This is a genomic window from Flagellimonas sediminis (assembly GCF_010500845.1).
In the GTDB taxonomy this organism is placed as follows: Bacteria; Bacteroidota; Bacteroidia; order Flavobacteriales; family Flavobacteriaceae; genus Flagellimonas; species Flagellimonas sediminis.
Window position 1 is genome coordinate 42,304 of record NZ_JAAAMI010000011.1, and the last position, 23,522, is coordinate 65,825.

At 41.6% G+C, this 23,522-nt stretch carries 22 protein-coding genes; all 22 read right to left on the reverse strand.

Features of this window, described 5'->3' with window-relative positions; all coding sequences use genetic code 11:
- The 22 genes from GTK07_RS16885 to GTK07_RS16985 all read right to left on the reverse strand — a co-directional run bounded on the left by GTK07_RS16885 (window position 1) and on the right by GTK07_RS16985 (window position 23,346).
- Window positions 1-1,911 (reverse strand): fumarate reductase/succinate dehydrogenase flavoprotein subunit, encoded by a 1,911-nt coding sequence (locus tag GTK07_RS16885; protein ID WP_119648654.1) that lies wholly within the window; start codon window positions 1,909-1,911, stop codon window positions 1-3.
- Window positions 1,912-1,920: 9 nt separating this feature from the next.
- The gene (locus GTK07_RS16890; protein WP_163636397.1) at window positions 1,921-2,589 is read right to left on the reverse strand and encodes a succinate dehydrogenase cytochrome b subunit; all 669 of its coding nucleotides are present in this window, start codon (window positions 2,587-2,589) and stop codon (window positions 1,921-1,923) included.
- Between the two features lie 228 nt (window positions 2,590-2,817).
- Window positions 2,818-4,449, reverse strand: a complete 1,632-nt coding sequence (pckA, locus tag GTK07_RS16895; RefSeq protein WP_163636398.1) for a phosphoenolpyruvate carboxykinase (ATP) — start codon at window positions 4,447-4,449, stop codon at window positions 2,818-2,820.
- Window positions 4,450-4,608: 159 nt separating this feature from the next.
- Window positions 4,609-5,457, reverse strand: a complete 849-nt coding sequence (locus GTK07_RS16900; RefSeq protein WP_163636399.1) for a universal stress protein — start codon at window positions 5,455-5,457, stop codon at window positions 4,609-4,611.
- A 218-nt stretch (window positions 5,458-5,675) separates the two neighbouring features.
- Entirely contained in the window at window positions 5,676-6,128 is a 453-nt protein-coding gene (locus GTK07_RS16905; RefSeq protein WP_163636400.1) for a pyridoxamine 5'-phosphate oxidase family protein, read from the reverse strand.
- 57 nt (window positions 6,129-6,185) lie between these two features.
- Entirely contained in the window at window positions 6,186-6,833 is a 648-nt protein-coding gene (locus GTK07_RS16910; RefSeq protein WP_163636401.1) for a gluconate 2-dehydrogenase subunit 3 family protein, read from the reverse strand.
- On the reverse strand, window positions 6,833-8,545 hold the full coding sequence (locus GTK07_RS16915) for a GMC oxidoreductase (RefSeq protein ID WP_163636402.1): 1,713 nt from the start codon (window positions 8,543-8,545) through the stop codon (window positions 6,833-6,835). Before GTK07_RS16915 ends, GTK07_RS16910 begins: the two co-directional genes overlap by 1 nt.
- Window positions 8,546-8,661: 116 nt before the next feature.
- Window positions 8,662-9,117, reverse strand: a complete 456-nt coding sequence (locus GTK07_RS16920; protein ID WP_119648724.1) for a pyridoxamine 5'-phosphate oxidase family protein — start codon at window positions 9,115-9,117, stop codon at window positions 8,662-8,664.
- A gap of 75 nt (window positions 9,118-9,192) precedes the next feature.
- Window positions 9,193-10,386 carry a phospholipase D-like domain-containing protein gene (locus GTK07_RS16925; RefSeq protein ID WP_163636403.1) on the reverse strand — a complete coding sequence of 398 codons (1,194 nt, stop codon included), beginning with the start codon at window positions 10,384-10,386 and terminating at the stop codon, window positions 9,193-9,195.
- Window positions 10,387-10,469: 83 nt separating this feature from the next.
- Window positions 10,470-12,209, reverse strand: coding sequence for a thiamine pyrophosphate-dependent enzyme (locus tag GTK07_RS16930; RefSeq protein WP_163636404.1), 1,740 nt, complete (start codon window positions 12,207-12,209; stop codon window positions 10,470-10,472).
- 185 nt (window positions 12,210-12,394) lie between these two features.
- The gene (locus tag GTK07_RS16935; RefSeq protein ID WP_163636405.1) at window positions 12,395-13,654 is read right to left on the reverse strand and encodes an MFS transporter; all 1,260 of its coding nucleotides are present in this window, start codon (window positions 13,652-13,654) and stop codon (window positions 12,395-12,397) included.
- Window positions 13,654-15,615 (reverse strand): copper-translocating P-type ATPase, encoded by a 1,962-nt coding sequence (locus GTK07_RS16940; protein WP_235932908.1) that lies wholly within the window; start codon window positions 15,613-15,615, stop codon window positions 13,654-13,656. The genes GTK07_RS16935 and GTK07_RS16940 overlap by 1 nt, the downstream gene beginning before the upstream one ends.
- Entirely contained in the window at window positions 15,588-15,719 is a 132-nt protein-coding gene (locus GTK07_RS19365) for a hypothetical protein (protein ID WP_262887590.1), read from the reverse strand. The genes GTK07_RS16940 and GTK07_RS19365 overlap by 28 nt, the downstream gene beginning before the upstream one ends.
- Window positions 15,720-15,755: 36 nt before the next feature.
- Window positions 15,756-16,898, reverse strand: coding sequence for a hypothetical protein (locus tag GTK07_RS16945; protein WP_119648641.1), 1,143 nt, complete (start codon window positions 16,896-16,898; stop codon window positions 15,756-15,758).
- A complete protein-coding gene (locus GTK07_RS16950; protein ID WP_119648640.1) occupies window positions 16,895-17,605 on the reverse strand; it encodes an ABC transporter ATP-binding protein in 711 nt (236 codons plus the stop codon). The genes GTK07_RS16945 and GTK07_RS16950 overlap by 4 nt, the downstream gene beginning before the upstream one ends.
- Before the next feature lie 11 nt (window positions 17,606-17,616).
- Window positions 17,617-18,846, reverse strand: a complete 1,230-nt coding sequence (locus GTK07_RS16955; RefSeq protein WP_129759431.1) for an ABC transporter permease — start codon at window positions 18,844-18,846, stop codon at window positions 17,617-17,619.
- 100 nt (window positions 18,847-18,946) lie between these two features.
- Window positions 18,947-20,158 (reverse strand): ABC transporter permease, encoded by a 1,212-nt coding sequence (locus GTK07_RS16960; protein ID WP_119648638.1) that lies wholly within the window; start codon window positions 20,156-20,158, stop codon window positions 18,947-18,949.
- Window positions 20,159-20,926: an outer membrane lipoprotein-sorting protein gene (locus GTK07_RS16965; RefSeq protein WP_203583834.1), complete on the reverse strand. Its 768-nt coding sequence runs from the start codon at window positions 20,924-20,926 to the stop codon at window positions 20,159-20,161.
- Between the two features lie 113 nt (window positions 20,927-21,039).
- Entirely contained in the window at window positions 21,040-21,171 is a 132-nt protein-coding gene (locus GTK07_RS19370; RefSeq protein WP_262706560.1) for a hypothetical protein, read from the reverse strand.
- Between the two features lie 48 nt (window positions 21,172-21,219).
- Entirely contained in the window at window positions 21,220-22,503 is a 1,284-nt protein-coding gene (gene eno / locus GTK07_RS16975; protein WP_119648637.1) for a phosphopyruvate hydratase, read from the reverse strand.
- Window positions 22,504-22,554: 51 nt separating this feature from the next.
- Window positions 22,555-22,908, reverse strand: coding sequence for an MBL fold metallo-hydrolase (locus tag GTK07_RS16980; protein WP_119648636.1), 354 nt, complete (start codon window positions 22,906-22,908; stop codon window positions 22,555-22,557).
- A 183-nt stretch (window positions 22,909-23,091) separates the two neighbouring features.
- Complete coding sequence (locus GTK07_RS16985) at window positions 23,092-23,346, reverse strand: hypothetical protein (RefSeq protein WP_119648635.1); 255 nt, start codon at window positions 23,344-23,346, stop codon at window positions 23,092-23,094.
- Window positions 23,347-23,522 lie beyond the last annotated feature (176 nt).

A 23,522-nucleotide genomic window follows, 5' to 3' on the forward strand; every position in this document is an offset into this window, starting at 1 on the left:
TCATTTATAACTTCTTACCGAAGGTTGTACAAATTCAAATTCTAGTTCTTCTTTGTGTAATTTAAAATCACCTTCATCGTACTCCCAGGCAGACACATAGGAATAGTTTTCATCTACACGTACAGCTTCACCATCTTCGGTTTGAAATTCTTCCCTAAAATGTGCTCCACACGACTCTTCACGTTCTAGTGCATCTGTACACATTAAAATTCCCATCTCCATAAAATCGGCCAGTCGCAGGGCTTTTTCTAGTTCGGTATTAAGTTCATTACCGCTTCCCGTAACTTTTACATCACTCCAGAATTCATCCTTTAACGTTTTTATTTGGAGTATCGCTTTTTCCAACCCCTTTTTATTACGGCTCATTGCACATTCTTGCCACATGACTTTCCCTAATTCTCTATGGAAATGGTCTACAGTTTTGGTGCCATTGATATTCAAAACTCGGTCTATGATAACCCGTACTTCCTTTTCGGCCTTTTCAAATTCGATATGGTCGGTGGTCGGAATATCTTCTTCTAAAGCACCTGCCAGATAATTATTGATCGTATTCGGTAATATAAAATAACCATCGATACTGGCCTGCAATAATGAATTTGCTCCCAGACGATTGGCACCATGATCGGAAAAATTACATTCTCCCACTGCATATAGTCCAGGGATGGTAGTCATTAATTCATAATCTACCCACAACCCGCCCATGGAGAAATGCGCGGCAGGTGAAATTTGCATGGGTTCTTTATACGCATCAATCCCCGTGATTTTTTTATACATGCCGAAGAGATTTTCATAACGATCTTTTATAGTTTGAATACCTAATTTATCGATTGCGTGCCTGAAATCTAAGTAGACGGCATTTTTTAATCTTCCCACACCGTATCCGGCATCGATGCGTTCTTTTGCAGCTCTTGATGCAATGTCACGAGGTGCTAAATTCCCAAAACTCGGATAGCGGCGTTCTAAGTAATAATCCCGTTCTTTTTCCGGTATATCATTTGCTTTCCTGATGTCTTCCTTTTTTTTAGGCACCCAAATACGCCCGTCATTTCTAAGGGATTCTGACATTAAGGTAAGTTTGGATTGTGCCTCACTGGTTTGAGGTAATGCAGTCGGGTGAATTTGCGTAAAACTAGGCGCTGCAAAAAAGGCTCCTCTTTTATGGGCTTTCCAAATCGCACTACCGTTACATCCAATGGCAAGTGTAGATAATCTAAAAACACGAGAATAGCCACCAGTTGCCAATACAATTGCATCTGCAACATAGCGTTTCAGTTCACCTGTAACTAGATCACGAACAATGATCCCTTTTGCTTTTCCGTCGATGACCACTAAATCGATCATTTCACTGCGTGGAAACATTTTTACTTTCTTGGCACGTATCATTTTATACAGCTGCGAATATGCGGCAAGTAATAATTGTTGCCCTGTTTGCCCTCTGGCATAAAAGGTTCGTTGTACTTGTACGCCCCCAAAACTTCGATTTACCAATACACCACCATATTCCCTGGCAAAAGGAACGCCTTGTTGCACAAAATGATCAATAAGGGGTGCAGAAAGCTCGGCCAATCTATAGGTATTGGCTTCTCGTGACCTGAAATCACCTCCTTTCAATGTATCATAAAACATCCTCCAAACGCTATCGCCATCATGTTGGTAATTTTTTGCGGCATTGATACCTCCTTGGGCAGCAACGGAATGCGCTCTACGGGCAGAATCTTGATAACAAAAACATTGCACGTCATAGCCTAATTCGGCAAGTGTAGCGGCAGCTCCAGCTCCAGAAAGCCCTGACCCTACAACGATAACATTTAGTTTCTTTTTATTGGCAGGGTTGATCAATTGCGCTTTTATCTGGTAATTACGCCACTTGTCTTCGAGTCTTCCTTCCGGGATTTTTGAATCTAATTTCATCTTAATGAGTTATTTGAGATATACAAAAAATGGAATAACCCCAAATCCGATGGAGATTATAACTGCATATATGAGGGAAACTTTCGCCGAAATCCGCAATCCTTTTTTATGATAAAACCCGAGTGTTTTGAATGCACTTTTAAGTCCGTGATTTAGATGAAGTCCTAGTGGAATCATTAAAATCGTATAAAAAATTACATAGTAAATATTGTGAAACAGCGAAAAGGTTACTTCATATACATCTAAATTACCTATAGCATCCAGTTCTATAATTTCACCCATTCCTAGTTTTACACGTACCCAAAAATTAGCAAGATGGACTACGATAAAAAGTAAGATCATCGTCCCGATAAGTCCCATATTTTGAGAGGTCCACGTACTATTTTGCAAAAAATGATTGACCACATATTTCTGTGGTTTGGCTTTTCTATTATGTATTGTGATGAGCAAAGCATAGATTACATGCAATACGATAAAAGCATACAGAATATAGGATATCGACTTAATGAAAAGGTTCTCCCGCAATGTGGTAGCGTACGAATTGTACAGTTCGCGTGCTGTTTCCTCAGGCAGTAATAGAATCCAATTTGCAGAAAGGTGTACAATTAAAAATAAGCACAAGAAAAGCCCGGTTCCTGCGATAATTGTTTTCCTAAAAAACAATTTATTTACGGCCATATCTCTTATTTTTTAAATTGACTGGTCCTATAAATGGATTACAGCTATTCAACGTTTTTCGAATAAAAGTTATTTTTGAAACCGACTATTCTCGTGGCACGGCCATAGAGGTATTTGCCGGTTTCATTTTAATTAAAAGAAATCAAAATTCTGTTATTTTGATTCCTGCTTTGATATGAACGATAATTTTAACGTAAACCCCGTAGAGCCTCGAGGAATTCGTTCCGATTAAATATGATCTAAAATCTGATGTGCGTCGATCAGCGGCCCTCCGTGTAAAATTTCATTGGAAGCTTGATTGATAAACTTGTCAAAATTTAAATGAAAAGAATGTGCTAACTGAATGGATTTGCTAACATAGGCCCCTTTCTGCAACCAAGTATTTATAGGGTCCAACATTTCAGAGGGAACACCAGGGACATATTTTGGCATATGCAACCCAAAAATTGGATGTTGCTCATAATCAATATCATTAAGCTCACCTTCCATTGCCGCTGATATCATAGCTCGTGTATATTTAAGTTTTATGCGGGATCCAACGCCGTAAGGCCCACCGGACCAACCGGTATTGACCAACCAAACATTTACGTTGGCTTCGGTCATTTTTTTGCTCAGCATCTCTGCATATACCGTGGGGTGCAATGGCATAAAAGGCTCCCCAAAACAAGCGGAGAACGATGGAACAGGCTCTACAATCCCTGCTTCCGTACCCGCGACTTTTGCGGTATACCCCGATATAAAATGATAGGCCGCCTGTGCCGGTGTTAATTTTGATATTGGAGGTAAAACGCCAAAAGCATCAGCGGTTAGAAAGAATATGTTTTTAGGGTTTTTTGCATAAGAAGGGACCGCAATATTGTCGATATGATCAATAGGATAGCTCACTCGTGTATTTTGAGTAATACTACTATTTTCATAATCCACTTCTTTGCTTCCTTCTTTGAATACAACATTCTCGAGAATAGCACCCGGACGTATCGCACGGAAAATATCAGGTTCTTTTTCTTCGGTAAGGTCGATCACCTTTGCATAGCATCCTCCTTCAAAATTGAATATTGTATTCTCAGCTGTCCAGCCATGTTCATCATCACCGATCAACCTACGTTTAGGATCGGCAGATAGTGTTGTTTTTCCGGTACCGGATAATCCAAAGAAAATAGCCGTTTCCCCATCTTCACCTACATTTGCGGAACAATGCATTGGGAGTACATTCTTCTCTATTGGTAAAATAAGGTTTAATGCCGAAAAAACACCTTTTTTCATTTCACCAGTATACGCAGATCCTCCCACCAAAGCTATTTTGCGCGTGAAATCAAGTATGGAGAAATTCCCTTGACGAAGCCCAAAAGCTGCGGGATCTTGAGCTTCATATCCAGGGGCGCAAAGTACCAACCATTCTTCTTCAAAATCTGCAATTTCACTTTCTGCCAATCGAAGAAACATGTTATTAACGAAAAAGTTGGACCAGGGGTATTCTGTAATGGTTCTAACATTCATTCGGTATTTTGGATCGGCACATACATACCCATCATGAATGTATATTGACTTTCCAGATAGATAATTGGTCACTTCATGGTATAGTTTACTAAAATTATCTGGAGTAATTGGTTTATTCGTACGCCCCCACCAGACTTTGTCTTTTGTATAATCGTCATCAACTAAAAAGCGATCTTTCGGGGATCTGCCCGTAAATTTACCGGTATTGACAGCTAGTGTGCCGTTTGCAGTTTCTTTTCCCATTCCCTGTTCTACAGTGAGTTTTTGCAATGTCTCCGGGGAAAGGTTCCAAAATGTAGTAACATCTTTTAACCCATATTTTTCAAGGTCATTATTTTTTGGTGCTTTCGATAGTATTTCCATAGGTGTAATTTTTAAAAGTTTTTATAAAGTTAAAAATGCGAGGTCAGCATAAACATGAGCATTATCATGAAAAAAAACCATAGTATAAAAGACCTCTTATTGATTTACATAGTTGTATTTTAAATTTTAACGGTAGCGTAATCCTAGGTGAAGCACCTATCAATCCAAAGTCAGTAAAGGTATTTGCGAACGCAATGTCAGGAACTTGGTGAGTCTGCCTTCAGAGGGCCGATTCTTTTTGGAATGGTTAGAAGGCAGTATCGCTATCATATCTATCTCCTTTTTATTTACATAATCAAAAATACCGTCGGTCACATCTGTGTTTTCCATAAACATGTGATGGGAATAAAACTTCTCCAAGTAATAGCTGATTGTATTTTCGTTTTTCTCGTCGGTTACCGAATACCCGTAAGTACCGTCTTCATTACAAATCGTCAATACATGAACTTGAGCGTCAAACCTTCTTGCGATTTCCAATAATGTCCCTAAAGCAGTAGGGTCATCAATTTCATCTTTACCTAATACCAAAGCAATCTTACCAACTTGAAACTCTCCGACTTTTTCCGGGACTACCAAGACAGGACAATCCGCTTCTAAAACAAGTCGTGAAGTATTGGTGAAGGTACTTTCTTCATCCTCAGCACTACCTTTAGTTCCCATAATAATGAGATCTATGTCGTTCTCTTTTTGTTCTTTCAACATACTATCGACCAATAATCCTTTTCGTATTACTAATTCGATATTGGATTTTGATGTATAAGGAAATTGTTTCTTTATCGCTGAAATCTTTTCTTGTAATACTTCTTTCAATACGTCATCATCCGATGTACTGGAAGCATATAGGCTTATGATTTCTGGAGAATCATTTTGGGTTATAAAATGAAGTGCATATTGTAAAGCACGTTCCGATGCCGGGGATAAATCAAATGGAACAAGGATTTTATTTATAGTATTCATAATTCTTGTGAAGTTAAAAAAGGTTAAAATTGAATTTTCGGGTTGTCGCAAAGCGACGTTTTAATAAAATACAGAAGCTCGTTAAGCAATAACATCATCTTTAAAAGGAATTAAGATTCTTCTCTATAGCAGCATCTATTATTTTAAATACAAATAAATTAAACTGGCAATTATCGCACCTGTAAAGGGGCCCAATACGGGTATCCGGTTTTGCCATTTTTATCTTTTTAAATTGTCTTACAGTTCTATCATAATTACTGATTTCATCTTTACGTTTCCCTTCGTTTTCCGATAACTTCCTGTATTTTAATACGGTAAACAATTGGAATGCCCCTGGAGTATATCTTACTTGAAAATTCATTGATGAACTCGACCTCTCTCCGTTCTTTTCTACGAATAATGCTCTTGACACCTTCGGTAAATAGGTGCAATTTTTGCTTGGCAACGCTTCCTTCAAGTTCTTCGAATGTTCCGTGCACCATGGCCGATTCCCAGTTGAACATCGATTGTATTTCTTCGACCTGTACGGTGACCGAGTTGTTTTTTCGCATCGCATCGATTTTATGGCCTTCCGAGGTATAGCTAATGATCGTATTGTCCGTAGGGTCAAAATAATAGGTAATGGGAATCACATAGGGCTTCCCTTGCCATAGATAGGCCAAGTGGCCGAGATAATTGTTCCTGAGGACACGCCCGATCGCGCTAGTTGTTAAATCTGTCATTGTTATTGTTTTTGTAATTTCAAATTGTTTGAAGCTGTTTTGAAACAGGGCGATTGTTTATAAGGACCATGCTATACTTCCGGTAAGTTTTTGTGCATCCTCACATGGAATATATTCTGCCGGAATGGGGAGATAGGCCAGTACTTCCTCGCCTACATATTCCGAAATCTTGTAACCCCAAATAGTGAGGCCTCTAAGGTTGTTGGCAAATGCAAAGCGTGAGATACCATCGTCCAACAAGGGCTCTTTTCCTTCGGCAATGGCTTCATGGTATTGCTCTATGGCCTCGAAGTTTTTCACCTCATCTTCCTTGGTCACTTTCAGGGCTTCGGCGAGTACCGGCTCCAAATCTTCTGAAGTGAGATTGCGCGCTTTTTCCTTTCCGGCATCCTTCAAGGCTTTTTCCAAGAATTGGCCCATGGACATTTTCACAAAATCCTGTTGTTCCTTTTCCATTACTTGATCAATGAACTTGTCAATGAACAAGTGTACCTGAACTTCCGAGGCTGAGGGGGAATCCGTTTTCGGAAGGATAATATCCACCAATTTTGTCAGTGCCTCTCCTTCATCCGGGGTAAGGAAAACCGGGGTCCATTCCAGTGACCTATCGTTTTTGCAGCTTTGGACCATACCTATCAATGTCGGGGTGGCCACGGAATATCCCAAGGCCAGCCCCATATTCTTAAGTGCTTTTCTTCTATCCATTATATGTTTCCTTTTTTAAGTTCTTTTGCCGCATGGTCTGCCGCCCTTGCCGTAAAGGCCATATAGGTCAGTGACGGGTTTACACATGCCGCGGAAGTCATGAACGCACCATCCGTTACATATACATTGGGAACATCATGAACTTGATTGTTTCCGTTGAGTACCGATGTCCTTTTGTCCCTTCCCATACGGGCGGTGCCCATTTCGTGGATTCCAAGGCCCAGGGCCCCGGGATTGTCAAAAGGCTGCACATCGCGCAGCCCGGCTTTTTCGAGCATTTCGACGGCTGATTCCTTCATATCCTTCCGCATGGCCCATTCATTCTCCTTGAATTCGGCATCGAAAGTTACCGTGGGTAGCCCCCAACCGTCCAATTTATCATAATCCAAGGTCATCCTGTTTTCTTCGTACGGAAGCACTTCGCCGAAGCCCCCAATGCCCATGGTCCATCCACCGGGTTTTAAGATGGACTCTTTTAGCTCTTTCCCGAAAGATAGTTCGGCAACGGCATCGTCCCAATTGCCCCTTCCGGCACTACCTTGATAGCCAAAACCTCGCTTATAGTCTTTGCGGTCGGAATCACCACCAAGGTTTCTAAAACGTGGGATATATACCCCATTCGGTTTTCTCCCCTTATAATATTTGTCTTCAAGTCCGTCAAACTTGCCCTGTGCACCCACTCCCAAATGATGGTCCATAATGTTCCTTCCCAACTGATCGGAATCGTTACCCATACCGTTGGGGAAGCGATCGGATTTTGATTGCATCAATATTGATGTCGAGGCAATAGCCGAGGCGCATAGGAAAATTACTTTGGCGTTGAATTCATACGCTTCCCTGGTCACCCTATCGATGACCTTTACGCCGGTGGCCCGTTTGGTATCGGGGTCGTACATGACTTCATGTACTATGGAATCGGGTCTTAGCGTTAGGTTTCCTGTTCGTTCGGCGGCGGGCAGGGTCGAGGAATTACTGCTAAAGTACGCCCCAAATGGGCAACCACGTATACAGCGGTTTCGGAACATGCAATGCTGCCGCCCTTCGAATTTTTTGGTTCCAGTGATATTGGCCACCCTTCCTGCCGTCACCACTCGGCCATCGAAATTCTCACTTACCTTTTCCCGAAAACGTTGTTCGACACAATTGAGTTCCATCATCGGTAAAAACTGGCCATCAGGCAATTGTTTCAACCCCAGGTTTTCCCCCGATACCCCGATGAAGGTTTCTACTTTATCGTACCAAGGGGCGATATCCTTATATCTAACGGGCCAATCCACTGCGATTCCCTCTCGCCGGTTGGCTGTAAAATCGATATCGCTCCAACGGTAACTATGTCGCCCCCACATGATGGAGCACCCTCCCACGTGGTAGCCCCGCATCCAGTCAAAACGTTTGATTTCGTTGTAGGGATGTTCCAGGTCGTTCACGAACCAAAGTGCACTTGCCGCATTGGTCGTGTAACCTGTTCGATTTTGTTTTGGTTGTTTTTTAAGGTCTTCCTGTGTCGGCTCCCCTCCGTTCGGAAAATCCCAAGGATCTTTGTAAGCCGTGGGATAGTCCGTGATATGGCGCACCATTCTTCCACGCTCCAAAACCAGGGTCTTAAGACCCTTCTCACATAGTTCCTTGGCGGCCCAGCCACCACTGATGCCAGTGCCTACAACAATCGCATCATAAGATTCCTGTTCTTCGTTGTAATAATATTTTTTCATCGTCAAATCTTTTAATAAGCCATTCATTCTTTCGCTTCCTTAAAAAGTATAAATGACTTTGGGTTCATAGTTCGTATCTAAAACCAACAATGGTTTATGTCATATTCGTAAATAGATTATGGTTTCCTTTGTTTTCCTGTAATTTCAACTATTCTGATTCGAAAGACTATAGGGGTTTTAGGTGAATTCAGTTTACTTGAAAATTCACTAATGGATTGGGGAATTATTTTCTCCTTACGGAGGATAATATTTTTGACACCTTGGGCAAACCGATGCAGGAGAAATTTGGCCTCGCTTCCCTGCAATTCTTCAAAAACACCGTGTGCCAAGATAGATCGCCAATTATTTACGGAACTTATTTCATCTACTTCTAATGATACCGATCGGTTTTCCCGCATAGCATTCATTTTATGTCCTTCAGCAGAATATCCCAGGATACTATTGCTGGTTTCGTCGTAATAATAGGTAATCGGAACAACGTAAGGATTTCCTTGGGATATAAATGCCAAGCGTCCGATATAATTATCCCTTAGTAGGCGGATGCCTTCCTTTGTCCTTAAACTTTTTATCATAACTTTTCTTTCATTGTCCTGAAACATCTCGTATTCTACCTTGGCACATTTAATCACTTGACCATTAGCAGCACCCTATAACCTATAATTTTTCAAAAACCTTAAATGCGGAAGAAAGGTTAGAAAAAGCATGGCTGTGCGTACCATTTGGTAAGAAATCCAATTACCTAACTTATTGAATATACCGGCTCTCTGTCTTAGACTCCCCTTTGTAATTTCGCTACACTGGCTTATAACCATTTCAAAGTCGGCCCGAAGAATTTTGGCAAAATTGACCGAGTGAACTTCTACGTTCATTTCAATACTGCCATAACAACTAAGACTGTTCAAGTTAAATGAGCCTATGGTAGACCATTTATTATCTACTACCGCAGCTTTACCGTGTACTACGGATTTGTTCCATTCAAATATTCTCATATGATGATTCAGAAAAGAAAAGTACAAATGTTCGGTAGCCCTACGTACCAAAGGCACATCGCTAATGCCCGCTAAGATCACCGTTGTTTTTATTCCTCTTTTACAGGCCTTTTTCAATGCCTTTGCTATTCTACTTCCAGGTAAAAAATACGAGCCTACGATAACTATTTCCTTTTTGGCGTGAATGAAGGCGTTGGTGTATGCATCACAGACTTCCGTTTTTCGCTGTAGCCAGTCGTTTTGTAAAATTCCTACGAGTGCGCTACCTGCCGAATGTAACACGGGTGGTATTTTTTTTGAACTTCCTTTTTTGAAAAAATAATCACTACACAATATTTGTAGATCCTTAGCTGCCGGGCAATTCAACTGAACGGCATAGTCCAACCAAGGTTCCGCAGCTCCGGTTCCATAGTATTTATCGGCAATATTGATTCCGCCTATCAATGCTATTTTTTTATCAACGACCGCAATTTTATGATGCATCCGCCTGCCGATATAAAAATTGTTCAAGGAGAATAAAGGCGAAAAAAACCGAAGTAAAATACCATGTTGCACCATATCATCTGCAAAACTATCGGGTAATGCAGCACTACCATAGGCATCCAGTAAGACGTATACTTTTACCTTTCGTTGCGCGGCTTTCTTCAAACAGGCAGCTATTCGGTTTCCTGTTTCATCGTTCTCAAATATATAGGTCTGTAAATGGATTTCCTTTTCCGCCTTAGCGATTAACTTTTCCAACCGCAAAAAATAGTCTTCTCCCGAATGGACCAACTCAATATGTTCAGTATTGTCGGTGCCATTTTGAAATAGCCTATCATGAGGTTTTAGGGTTGTCCGTTTATGCTCCATATTATTTTTTCAGCTTACGTTCATTATTGGCAATAGGCCCAAGGATACTTAAAATATGTTTTTAGCTTCCCCAGTTTTTATATCTAAAACAATTCCCTTAAATATTTAAGATTGGATTTTGCCGTGTCTATTACCTCGGCACTTTGGCCGTTCAGCATCATCTTGCCCATGCTTGTTGCAAAGCCCTTTACCTGTTCAAAACTCACTTTGGGCGGCATGGCCAGGGCTTCGGGATCTGTAAAAATATTGATCAGTGCAGGTCCCTTGTGTGCAAAGGCTTTTTTTAATGTGGGTTCTACATTTTCACATTGTTCCACGTTCCAAGATGCTATGTTCATCGCCTGCGCCACCTGGGCAAAATCAGGATTTTCCATATCGGTTTGCCAATCTGGGTAGCCGGCCACATTCATTTCCAGTTTAACCATTCCCAGCGACCGATTGTTAAAAACGACAATTTTTACCGGTATATCATATTGGCTTATGGTCATTAGATCGCCCAAAAGCATGCTTATGCCCCCATCGCCGCATAAGGCGATAACTTGCCGGTCTGGTCTTGAAAGCCCGGCACCAATGGCCATGGGCATGGCGTTTGCCATGGAGCCATGGTTGAACGAGCCGGTAAGGTAGCGGTCTCGCCGGCCTTTTAAATAGCGTGCCGCCCAAACTGCGGACATGCCGGTATCCACGGTAAAGATGGCATCGTCTGCCGCCACTTCATCAACTACCGCTGCCACAAATTCAGGATGTATGTTTTTTTCACTGGATTTGGCTTTTACGTAAGAGGCGTATTTTTCTTCTTGTTGTTCGTGGAGTTTACGCATTTCATTTAAAAAATCCTTATCGGTTTTTTCCTCTATCATGGGCAGCAAGGCTTCTATGGTGTCCTTTATTTTTCCGGCATAGCCATAATCCACTTTAGCGCGCCTCCCGATACGTTGCGGTTTGTCGTCTATTTGGATGATTGTATTTTTCTCCGGCAAAAAGTCGGAGTAAGGAAAATCGGTACCCAGTAATAGCAACAAATCGGCCTCCTGCATGGCCTTAAATCCGGATTTATTCCCCAATAGGCCGTTGAGTCCCACGGCAAAAGGATTGCTGGACTTGTCAAAGAATATTTTTCCACGAAAACTGAAGCCCATGGGAGCCTGCAGTTTTTCGGATAATTGCATGACTTCCCCTTGGGCATCCTTGCACCCATAGCCGCAGAACAGCATGATTTTCTTATGGGAATCGATTACCTGGGCCAATTCTTCCATTTCCAATTTCCCGGGGATGAGCCGGGCACATGTATTGTAGTTTTTATGTGACGTGGTGATTTCCTGTGCATCTGCGGCGGCCACATCCCCTGGAAGCCCCACCACCGCAACGCCACGTTTTTCGATCGCATGCTGAATACCCGTTTGAAAAGCATGTGCGGCTTGCTGCGGGGTATTGGCCATAAAACAATATATACTGCAATCGTCAAATAATTTGACCACGTTGGTCTCCTGAAAATTATCCGTGCCCAGTTTATCGGTATTAATCGTGGAGGCAATCGCGATTACGGGGTTTCCGGACCTATTGGCATCATATAGGCCGTTGATCAGATGTACGTGGCCTGGGCCGCTACTGCCCATACAACAGCCTATACCATCGAGTTCTGCATCCATAGAGGCGGCATAGGCGCCTGCCTCTTCGTGGCGAACGTGAATCCACCTGATCCTGCCGTCCCGCCTTACCGCATCGTTTATGGGGTTCAAACTATCACCGGTTACGGCATACAATCTTTTAACACCTGCATTCACGAGGTTTTCTACCAATAGGTCTGCAACTTTTTTTGACATAATTCACTTTTTTTAATTAACAAAATAGCATTCCAGATGATGTGCTATGTTTAGAATACTTTATATTTTTATTACCCATCTTTTGATTCTTTTATAAATACATTGTAGGCATTTTGATTTTCATACATCCGCCTTTTTTTATTTAGGCCCTGTTCGTGTTGGTGTACCGGTACAATGATCCATCATTACAGTTTTTTATGCTGGTCGGCCAATAAAGGCCCGTCAATCCCTTCATTTGGTCGCTTCAAAAAGTAAACCAGCCCCATAGCACCCAAAATGGTTGCACCGGCAATAATAAAAGGGTAATAAAACCCTCCCGCTATCAGCCAAGTCCCCAATACCGGACCCAAAATTTGACCGATACTGTTCGTGGAACTTTGAATGGATATATTCCTTCCCGTGTTTTCCTTGGATATTAAGGAAACTGCCGAAAGCAGGTTTGGTGTCACCATGGCTCCCCCGGCTGCGAAAATTATTATAGTAACATAAATGTATAGTTCACCGCTCACAAAAGGGAAGACGATTAACGAAACACCCGATATCAATAACCCCAATGTTATTTGCTGTTTAGAGGTCAATATTTTTTCGCCATAGGTTGCGAATACGGGTTGCAAAACGGCCATCACGGAACCACAAAGCATAAAACCAATACCCACCTGATTGGTTGTAAAGGCCAACTCATCCTTCCCATAAATTGAAAACACGGTCTCGAACAAGGTAACCACGAACTGCATCACAAAGGATAAGAGCAACAAAATGATAAAATAGTTACTAAGGGAAAAACTGAATTTGACTGCCCCAGAAGCAATACGATTTTTTACTTCCGTATTCTTTAGCCATTTTACGATTATAAGCAATACCACAAAGCCCAAAAGAGCTGCCAAAATAAAGGGAACCGAAAAACGGTCTAAGTGGAACACTCCAAAAGAGTATGTATAGTGTAGGTTCGTTTGCGACAGAAATCCCCCCAGAACAGGGCCAAATATGACACCGGAACTGATAGCGACCCCAGACCAGGCCATTATTTTGGTCCTTCGCTTTTCTGAGGTAATATCACTTAAATAGGCATTACTGACCGGAATGACCGCTGACGTAAAGATGCCCCCTATGATACGGGCCATATAGAGCATCGACAGGGAAGTGGCAAGACCCGTTAGCAAGTTCATCACGACAAAACCTACAAGCCCCAATAGTATTATAGGTTTTCGGCCATATTTATCGGAAAGCTTGCCCCAGACGATAACGAACAAGAGCTGGAACAACGGATAAATACTGGTCAACATACCGATATGGAAGTTGATAAGGTCCGTATCCAGATTGTCTTTTAGAGCCAGTCTTTCCGTGTAATACGGAAGGGTAGGCAGTAAAATACCGTACCCGAGCATTACCACAAATAAACTCAACAATACTAAATATATCCTGTGGAGCTTTTCCTTTTTGTCCATTATTTTTTAGCGATTTTTCTTTTCAACAATTGGGCATTAATGGCTACAATGATTGTGCTCAAGCTCATAAATACAGCTGCTATAGCTGGCCCCAGCACAAAACCTGAGGCATAGAAAACGCCCGCAGCCAGCGGAATGGCAACCACATTATAACCGGTGGCCCATATCAGGTTCTGGATCATCTTATTGTAAGTTGCTTTCCCGAACAATATGAGGTTGGCGATATCCTTTGGATTGCTGTTTACCAAAATAATATCGGCTGTTTCGGCAGCAATATCAGAACCAGAACCTACAGCAACGCCAACATTGGCCTGTGCTAATGCAGGTGCATCATTTACACCATCGCCTGTCATGGCAACAAATTCTCCTTTATCTTGTAGGTCTTTTACAATTTCCACTTTTTGGTGTGGTAAAACTTCTGCATAATAGCCATCCAATCCTAATTTATCGCTTACAGCTTTGGCGGTTTTCTCATTATCACCAGTTGCCATATATACTTTGATATTATTCTTTTTAAAGGTTTTTATAGCCTCAGCCGATTCTGGTCTAATCTCATCAGAGAGTGCAATATAACCTGCTAATTTTCCATCTATCAACACAAATACTACGGTTTCGGCAGCATCGCTATACGCATCATCAGGAATGGCGATCTTTTCGTCACGCAGATAGCCCGGGCTTACTACTTTTATCTCCTTGCCTTCTACATTGGCCTCGACACCTTTTCCAGTTATGGAATTAAATTTTTCAGGCTTTGGAATAGTCACCTTATCTGCTTTTACCTTTTTAATGATACCTACAGCAATAGGATGTTCAGAGCTTTGTTCCAGCGCACTCGCTAAACGCAAAATTTCATCTACAGAATAAGTTTCTGAAACTGATTCTATTCGGGTAACTCCAAAATCTCCTTTAGTTAAAGTTCCTGTTTTATCAAATAATAAAGCTGATATTTTACGCGATTCTTCAAAGGCTGTTCTATTCCGGATTAACAATCCATTTTGAGCTGAAACTGCAGTTGAAATTGCCACTACCAAAGGAATAGCAAGACCCAATGCGTGTGGACAAGCAATAACCATAACGGTTACCATACGTTCTAAAGCATACACAAATGGAAAGCCTAAAATTAACCAAACTGCAAGTGTTCCAAATCCAATAGCTAAAGCAATATAAGTTAACCATTTTGCAGCCCTATCAGATAGGTTTTGCATCTTGGACTTGGTGCGTTGCGCTTCGTCAACCATCTTTATTACTTTGCTAAGATAGCTGTCTTTTCCGGTATGCTCTACCTTGACTTTTAAGGTGCTATTGCCGTTTATAGCACCACCAATAACCTTATCATCCAGTTCTTTTTTAACAGGTTTGGACTCTCCAGTAAGCATAGATTCATTAAGGTAGCTAGAACCTTCAGTTATCACACCATCTGCTGGAATTTTTTCACCTGGTTTAATTAAGATGATATCATCTTTTATAAGGTCGTCCAACTTTACATCTTGAATGGTATCTCCAACGACTTTATGTGCCTCTGAAGGTAACATGCTTACCAATAATTGTAAGGCTTTTGATGCTCCTAAAACACTCTTCATTTCTATCCAATGCCCCAAAAGCATAATAACGATAAGGGTACTTAATTCCCAAAAGAAGTCTTCGCCCTTGAGTCCGAAAACGGTTGCAGTGCTATAAAAATAAGCAACACTAATGGCCATGGATATTAGCGTCATCATACCAGCACCTTTGGTTTTCATTTCACCATAAAATCCTTTTAAAAATGGCCAAGCACCCCAGAAATAAACAAACGAAGAGAGTGCAAATAGGTAATAAGGATTACCGGGAAGTCGAAAATCATAACCAAAAAATTCCTGGATCATTGGTGAGAAGAACAGAATTGGGATGGTAATTACCAATGATACCCAAAACCGTTTTCTAAAATCCGCAACCATCATTTTATGGTGGTCGTGTCCCGCCATTCCCATTGGTGCATTGCCGTCATGACTGGAATGGTCCATCCCTGCCTCGCCGGCAGGCAGGGATGGACCATTTTTTTGTCCTTGTGATCTTTGTGGTTTTCCATGTTTATTAAATTAAGTTTTCTGTATTATTCTATTTTTTAAAAATTCCATTTTAAACGGGTATATATTGTATTGAACAATAAATCAAAATTATTTGTATTTCCAAACAAACTCTGTGAAATAATGGACAAATCAAATTGTTCGCCCATTATGATATTCAGGGACGGGTTTATAAAAACCGCATTATCGGCGGGGGAATACAGAATGTTCATTGCTACGTTTGTTATGGCACTGAATTCATAGGATAGCTGGGCAAAAAGGTTGTGCGTAAAAGGAGACAGGTTTTTTACATCCAGATTTATTGAAACCAAATTTTCAATGGCATTTTGATTCGCCCCGGATGAATTGTAAAAATACGCCCCATACAGGTACAGCGAATTTGGAAGGGCATAGTCCACCGAGACCGAAGAAATAAACGTTCCGGAATCCCCGGCAAAGTTTTGGTAATTCCTAAAATAAGAGAGTTCCGTCTTAAGTCCCGCGTTCCTGATATTTCCCGCCCATCCGGCCCCGGCCACAATATCGCGTTTATAGATCCCTCCGAGCAATTGTATATCGTAATTCCATTTATTGAACTTGTACAGTGCCGCGGCAATCAGTTCATCCGGGTCATCGGTGATCTTTACCGCCATATCCAATGTATAGTCCGTATCCTTAAAATACTGTACTCGCAGGGCATCGCTGCCCGGCCGTTCCTCATAATCGAAATCAATAAAAGAATAGGCGTTGAAAATGTCGTTGGGGTTGAATATCCTGTCCACGCCCCAATTCACCCTTTGCCTACCCAAAGTAACCTGCCAACTGGTACCCTGCCATTGTGCCCAAAAACGGTCCAGGGTTGTGTTTAAGAGAACATCCTTTTTTTCCACAATATTGGCCGAGAGGTCGATTATCCCATCGTCCTCAATCCCGGTCAACAACGGATTGGCCGTAATTTGGTCCCCCACAAACAGCCTGTTCCTTACTTCAATGCCAACTTTCCAACTATCGGACGGATACCACCTGAAGTTGAGCCGGTTATGGAGCAGGGAGTTGGTGGTAATGGAATCCAGATCCGTAAAGGAAGTGGCCTGGAGCCCTTTTACATAACCGTTCAGTTCCCATTTCTTTTCTTCGGCCTGCGCCATTGCCTTGCTGTTGTATAACACTATCAATAATAGGGTATAGAGGTAAAACTTCATTGCCTTGCTAATGCCTGCTCGGTATTTTGTTGTATGTCGGACACTACTTTGCCGTCTTCGAGCGTTATCACCCGCCTCGCTCTTTTTATCACCCGTGGGTCGTGGGTTGAAAAAATAAAAGTGATATGCTCTTCCTTATTTAATTTCAGCATAATATCCAATAAGTTTTCCGCCGATTTTGAATCCAGGTTTGCCGTGGGTTCATCGGCCAGCACAAACCGGGGTTTGGAAGCCAGGGCCCTGGCCACGGCGACCCTTTGTTGCTGCCCGCCTGAAAGTTGTGATGGTTTTGAGCCCGATTTATCTTTTAGGCCAACGGCTTCCAACATTTCTTTTGTTCGGTCCTCACGTTTCTTCGTAGGCCAGTTTTGCAACAGCATTATAAACTCGATATTCTCCTTGGCCGAAAGCACCGGTATCAGGTTATAGGCCTGAAAGACAAAGCCGATGTGCCTTAACCTGAAATCGATCAGTTTGCCCCCGGATAATTTCAGGATGTCGCTGCCATCGATCATTACCGAACCGTTACTGGCATCGTCCAAACCACCGATAACATTTAGTAATGTGGTCTTGCCCGAGCCCGATGGCCCAACAATGGCGGTAAATTCCCCTTTTTCAAAGTTTAGGTTTACCTTATTTAGGGCATACACCGGAATGGTATCCGGATTGTATATCTTGCTTACGTCTTTTGTTTCTATGACATTCATGACTTTTTGTATTAATTTTGTTTGCTAATAGCTTCGTTAGGTTTTAACATTAAGGCCTTTACGGCCGGATAGATGGAAGTGAGCACAGCTGTAAGGATGACCAAAACGGTTATCAACACATAGACCCTGGGTTCCAATGTTGGATAAACAACGTCACTAAAACCCCAACCTGATAAGGCTTCAGAAAACAGGCTCAAGTTGATACCGTTATAACTAAGGATTGAAACGGTAACAAATCCAATAAGCATCCCCACGGCACCGCCCAAAATAGAAAGGTAGGTGGTTTCCACAACAATCATGGTAAATACACGCCGCCTGTTCATTCCAATGGCCATTAATATCCCCAATTCCTTGTAACGTTCCAATATGGACATCAACATGGTATTTACTATCCCAAAGGCAAGTGCAATAAGCACAATTATAGTCATTATAATATCCATTTGGTAAATCATATCGCTGATAAGTTCCAATTCAGGATTTGCCTGCCGCCAATCTTGGACCAATACATCCGGTTGGCTGAATTTTGACTGTAGGAAAGCAAGATAAGTGGCTAATTGTTCAGGTTCTTTGAGCTTAATAACTATCTTGTTGTATTGCCCTTCAATTCCTGCCAGTTTGGTGACATCATAAAGGTCGGCATAAACTAACATTTCCTCATCCCTAGTTTGGGTGGCATTGTATAGGCCTGTAATCCTGAACGTTGAGGATATCAATTCCCCGCTTTTGCCTTCAAAGCCCAATACTACTTTATTCCCTGGTTTTACATTGAGTTTTTTGGCCAGCCTTTCGCCAAGGATAATTGGGTTCCTTACCTTCTGGCTAAGGTATTCCCCAGTAGCCAACCTTGATTTTAGCATTGTGGTTTTTTCTTCTGCCCCGGGCAATATACCTATAAGGATTACATTGGAAGAATTGCCGGCCGAGGCGATGATACCTGATACTTCGGTACGAGCCGTGGCGGCTTTTACTTCATCATCCGTTCTAATTTCCTTCAGTATTCTTTCCCCGTTAGGGATGGTTATGGTCAATTTTTCGTTCTTTATAAAATCGGGGTTCTGGATTTGTATATGCCCGTACTTATATTCAATACCATCCTTTAAGGCTTCCATGTGCAAACTATCCGAAACGGCCAGAATAATAACCGTTGCCCAAATACCAATTGCCAATGAAATGACCACGACCAGGCTTCGGGTCGTGTTCCTCCAGATATTTCTCCATGCTATTTTTAAAAGTGTTTTCATGTGTTTATATTTATTGTTTTTTAACTGTCACATGCGGTTCGCTATTAATCATTCCCTTGGGTGATAACGCTTTTAGCATGCTCGTTTCATCTGTCGATATTTATTTTTTTGATGCCACAGGCTTTAAACTTGAAATCTGATGTATGGCATAAATTGACAATAGGATCGAAATGACAAGTATGATCAGGGTATGTTTTGTGAAAACACCAAAATCGACCGTAGTGGGCATTATGGGGTCAATCCCAAACGATTCCCAACCGTCCGCTACCTTGCCACGAAATTGGATGGGATTTACCTTGAAATAATTAACAATAGGATAGCTCGCTAAAAAACCCAGGACTGCACCAAAAAGTGCCATAAAAAATGTTTCGATCAATACCATAAGCTGCATTACCTTTTTCCGCATACCAATGGACAATAATATTCGTAACTCGGTCATCCGTTCGTGCGCCATCATTATAATGGTGCCGAGAATGCTAAAACTAATAAGTACATAAAGTAGCACTACTATAATGACGCGTAGCGCGTCTATAAGGCCGATGGACTGGGTGAGCATTGGCAACATTTCCTGCCAGGGTTTGACGATAAAATCAGTATTCAGGTTAGGTTTCAAGTTCGCTATAGCCTGTTCCTGGGGTTGGTTTGGCCTCAAAAAGACCGGGATGGAAGTAACCCTGTCATAGGCACCATACAAGAATTGGGCATCCTCAAGTTTTAGTATCACAATATTGTTGTCCAGGTCCGGGGAGCCCAGCCTTATAATGCCGGAAACTTCATATTTATCGGCAGCACTGGCACCGTGATAGCCTTCGCCCACCAGCACCAGGCTGTCCCCGACCGAAATATTCATTTTTTCGGCCAACCCTTTGCCTACCAAAGCCTGATTGTTGGTTTCGCCAAGATAGTTTCCCTGGATGATCTTTTTATCAAAACCTGTTATATTTTTCTCCTTATCGGGATCTATGCCCATTACCAATGTGCCCTTGGTCATCTTATTGGTAGCTGCCAGCGCAACCGATTCCAGGCGGTATGAAAAGCCTTTTATTCCTTCCGTGCCTTCAAGTGCCGTTTCCAGGCTGTCATTTGGCACAAAGGAATTGTGGAGCGATTTATCCTCCCAATACCCTTCCTGCTGAATTTGAAAATGCCCGCTGTACACGCCCACCAGGCTATCTACCATCTGTTTGTTCAGGCCCAGTAGCAGGCTGTCCATTATATTGGCTAAAATTATTGCGAAAACTATGGAAGCTACTGTTATCAGGGTCCTTCGCCTGTTTCTCCATAAGTTTCGCCAGGATAGTTTAATAATCATTTATTTAAGGTTTTTTAGGTTTCTTAAAGAGAAAAAATTATCATCCATAGGTTGGTCAAATGCTATGGATTTATATTCCAAAGTGGTTTTATTGCCAGGTTCATCGGCCGGGGTTATCTCCAAAAGGCTGGTTACGGTGCGGCCTCCCATTGTTTTAATGTTCTTGCCCAACAGGGTGTTTACCAGTTCCCCTTCTTCATCGTAATAGGCCAGTTTCAGGAAAAGGGATTCTTCCACATCTACCCAGGCTTCCACCTTTCCCCAGACCACGGAGGCTTCCTCTTTGGGTTTTAAAAGGATCTTGTAGGCTTCCCTGCCGCTTATTTCTTCCTTCCCTATCAGTATATGGTCGTAATCATTGACCATGGAAGATTGCTTTACCAGATCGTCATTGGTAAAATCGGAGCCCATCCAACTTTGCATCATACTGGATGGCGGAAGCTTTATACTGCGCTCTATACGGGGCACCCAGTTGTAGATCTCGTCCCCCCTTTTCAGGAAGGCCGTTCCCTGGTCCCTTGCCGGACCTGTTATTAAAATCATCATAAGATCGTTTCCCTTTGTCCATAATTTTAAATCTATTTCTCGGGTCCATTTGGGCCGTATGATCTTTAAGGTCATCGTGCTGGAACTGGTCTTGCCGAGTCTTTTGTTGTCGGCTTTTTCTATAATATCCCTGGCGTTGTCCTGGACAGGGGCTGTGCCACTTATAAGGAACAGGGTAATGGTGGCCATGGAAGCAAGTTTGATAAATGATTTAGTTTTCATATGTTGATATTTATTGTTTTTCAATGGTTATATGGAATCGCCTTATATCTTCATTGGTGTTTGCTTTCGCAAACTTGTTGTTAATGGCGATTTCATACTGTTCTATTTAAATGTTATCGTAATTTTTTTCTCATTGCTTCTGAAATGTTTTCAGCATATACGCCATAGGCATCCACCAGAAGGCCCTTAATTCCATTTTTTGATGAAATGGCATAGAGAACGCTATTGTCATCGGTACTCCTCATGCCTTCAAAAGTGGAAAATGTATCATTAGCCCTACTATTCGTCAGGTGTTATTTGGCATTCTTAAATGCTTTCAAACCGGCAAATTGTGATGATTTGCCCAATTCATTTTCAATACGCATAAGTTGATTGAATTTTTCAATACGCTCTCCACGGCAACCGCTTCCTGTTTTTAAATGTCCCGCGTTTAGGGCAACGGTTAAATCCGCAATAAAACTATCTACTGTTTCGCCGCTCCTATGCGATACAAAACAATTGTATGAATTTTTATAAGCAAGCTCGGTTGTTTCAAGCGTTTCGGTTACGGTTCCTATTTGATTCAATTTGATCAGGATCGAGTTTGCCACCCCTTTTTCGATACCTTTTTCTAAAATCGATTTATTGGTGCAGAACAAGTCATCGCCTACAATTTCAATTTTATCGCCTAATATATCCGTTAAGTTTTTCCAACCTTCCCAGTCATTTTCAGATAGACCATCCTCAAGCAAGACAATAGGATATTGAGTTGTCCAACTTTCCCAAAGCTTCACCATTTCATCGCTTGAAACTAACTTTTGGGAACTTTTAAAAAATTTATACATTCCATTTTCCCACATTTCACTGGCAGCGGGGTCAAGACAAATACTTACATCTATTCCCGGTTTATAACCAGCTTTATGAATTCCTTCTAAAATCATTTCGACAGCCTGTTCATTTGATTTTAAATCGGGGGCAAATCCACCTTCGTCACCAACTCCAGTGCTTAAACCTTTGGTTTTTAACACATTTTTTAAGGAATGGAACACTTCTTCGCCCATACGAATGGCTTCTCTAAATGACGGCGCGCTATGAGGTGCGATCATGAATTCTTGAAAATCCAATGTATTGTCCGCATGTTTGCCGCCGTTTATGACATTCATACAAGGTACGGGCATTATGTGGGCATAGCTTCCTCCCAAGCACTCATATAACGGGATTTTAGCACTCTGGGCTTTTGCTCGCGCATAGGCCATAGAAACACCAAGTATTGCATTTGCACCTAGTTTGGCTTTGTTTTTTGTTCCATCCAGTTCTATCAATAAATAGTCAAGCTCTCTTTGTGTATGGATACTTTTATCTTTAATGGCTTTCGCAATTACAGTATTTACATTCTCAACTGCCTTCAAAACGCCTTTTCCTCCATAACGTTTTTTATCGCCATCTCTTAATTCGGTGGCTTCCCTTTCTCCGGTTGATGCGCCACTTGGGACCATTGCACGGGAGGTAGTTCCATCTTCCAACTTTAGATTCACTTCTACGGTAGGATTCCCTCTTGAATCGAGTATTTCGATCGCTTCAATTTTTTGGATTTTCATAATTTTTGTATTTCTTTTTTCTAAGTATATATTTTTATAAAATCGAACAACTTAGTTGATGCTGATTCTTTCCTTTACTTTGTACACAATTCTGATTGGTGGTTTTAATTCCAACCATTTAATGTCGTAAGGCTGTGGTACTTCAGCTTCCCAGCCATAAGTATCTTTTATAGGTTTTTGGGGCGAGTACGGGAATGGTTCTTCGGTGCGGCAAATATCGCCCCAAAACACCAGCGGCTTGTCGTTTACCTTCAATCCTAAAAAGTTGGAGGCCAAGAGGATACCGTTGTAATGATGACCACATTCAATGGGAATTTCCTTTTTGGTGGATTCCATCATATACTTTGAACCGGTAACCGTTCCTGCATCTCCTAATAAGTGAATGTTTACTTTGTTATTTTTCATTTTTTTTACAGTTTATTAGGTCATAAATAATTCTAACGGATCTTCTAAATTCTCTTTATTGTATAAAGAAAGAATCACTATTATTTTACCGATTTCCTGTACTCACGGTTCTTGACTTCATGTGCTAACAAACCCATTCAATGGATCCAATCGGTTTTTGAGGTCTTGATCATTTATCAAATTTTAAAGTCCCCCACAACAGGAAGGTGTGTTCCCTTTATCTTGGTCCGGTTTGCATAGCTCCGCTATTTCCTTGTACAGATCGTGAAAGTCCTCTTTGATAAGAAGGGCTAGTTTCTTGGCGGATCCGGGCTCGGAGTTTACCATCTCCAGTAATGTTTCAAAGGCTTCTTCCAGTAAGCTTGGATCATCTTCCATTGCTTGGTAAAATGGCTCTAGGTCCATGCTGTCCTGTTTTTTTAATGTTTTAGTTTTCATCTGTATTCTTTTTTAGGGTTAATAGATGTTTATTGGTTTAATGTGCTTTACATAATTCTTCTGAATCTTCGAGAATTTTTTTACCGTTACTCGCGAACGCCGCAAAGAGCCAATAAGCTGGTTTAGGTCAAAGACTTGCAATTCGCCCGAATATTTTGTGACGTTCACGACATTCA

Bases quoted from the DNA above. Each gene is read 5' to 3' on its own strand.
- GTK07_RS16890 (WP_163636397.1), bottom strand. From the start codon at position 2,589: ATGGCCGTAAATAAATTGTTTTTTAGGAAAACAATTATCGCAGGAACC.
- GTK07_RS16965 (WP_203583834.1), bottom strand. From the start codon at position 20,926: ATGAAAACTAAATCATTTATCAAACTTGCTTCCATGGCCACCATTACC.
- GTK07_RS16920 (WP_119648724.1), bottom strand. From the start codon at position 9,117: ATGATAAAAAGTTTAAGGACAAAGGAAGGCATCCGCCTACTAAGGGAT.
- GTK07_RS16945 (WP_119648641.1), bottom strand. From the start codon at position 16,898: ATGAAGTTTTACCTCTATACCCTATTATTGATAGTGTTATACAACAGC.
- GTK07_RS16980 (WP_119648636.1), bottom strand. From the start codon at position 22,908: ATGAAAAATAACAAAGTAAACATTCACTTATTAGGAGATGCAGGAACG.
- eno (WP_119648637.1), bottom strand. From the start codon at position 22,503: ATGAAAATCCAAAAAATTGAAGCGATCGAAATACTCGATTCAAGAGGG.
- pckA (WP_163636398.1), bottom strand. From the start codon at position 4,449: ATGGAAATACTATCGAAAGCACCAAAAAATAATGACCTTGAAAAATAT.
- GTK07_RS19370 (WP_262706560.1), bottom strand. From the start codon at position 21,171: ATGAGGAGTACCGATGACAATAGCGTTCTCTATGCCATTTCATCAAAA.
- GTK07_RS16935 (WP_163636405.1), bottom strand. From the start codon at position 13,654: ATGGACAAAAAGGAAAAGCTCCACAGGATATATTTAGTATTGTTGAGT.
- GTK07_RS16910 (WP_163636401.1), bottom strand. From the start codon at position 6,833: ATGGATAGAAGAAAAGCACTTAAGAATATGGGGCTGGCCTTGGGATAT.
- GTK07_RS16955 (WP_129759431.1), bottom strand. From the start codon at position 18,846: ATGAAAACACTTTTAAAAATAGCATGGAGAAATATCTGGAGGAACACG.
- GTK07_RS19365 (WP_262887590.1), bottom strand. From the start codon at position 15,719: ATGGAAAACCACAAAGATCACAAGGACAAAAAAATGGTCCATCCCTGC.
- GTK07_RS16930 (WP_163636404.1), bottom strand. From the start codon at position 12,209: ATGTCAAAAAAAGTTGCAGACCTATTGGTAGAAAACCTCGTGAATGCA.
- GTK07_RS16885 (WP_119648654.1), bottom strand. From the start codon at position 1,911: ATGAAATTAGATTCAAAAATCCCGGAAGGAAGACTCGAAGACAAGTGG.
- GTK07_RS16940 (WP_235932908.1), bottom strand. From the start codon at position 15,615: ATGGCGGGACACGACCACCATAAAATGATGGTTGCGGATTTTAGAAAA.
- GTK07_RS16925 (WP_163636403.1), bottom strand. From the start codon at position 10,386: ATGGAGCATAAACGGACAACCCTAAAACCTCATGATAGGCTATTTCAA.
- GTK07_RS16960 (WP_119648638.1), bottom strand. From the start codon at position 20,158: ATGATTATTAAACTATCCTGGCGAAACTTATGGAGAAACAGGCGAAGG.
- GTK07_RS16950 (WP_119648640.1), bottom strand. From the start codon at position 17,605: ATGAATGTCATAGAAACAAAAGACGTAAGCAAGATATACAATCCGGAT.
- GTK07_RS16915 (WP_163636402.1), bottom strand. From the start codon at position 8,545: ATGAAAAAATATTATTACAACGAAGAACAGGAATCTTATGATGCGATT.
- GTK07_RS16905 (WP_163636400.1), bottom strand. From the start codon at position 6,128: ATGACAGATTTAACAACTAGCGCGATCGGGCGTGTCCTCAGGAACAAT.
- GTK07_RS16985 (WP_119648635.1), bottom strand. From the start codon at position 23,346: ATGAAAACTAAAACATTAAAAAAACAGGACAGCATGGACCTAGAGCCA.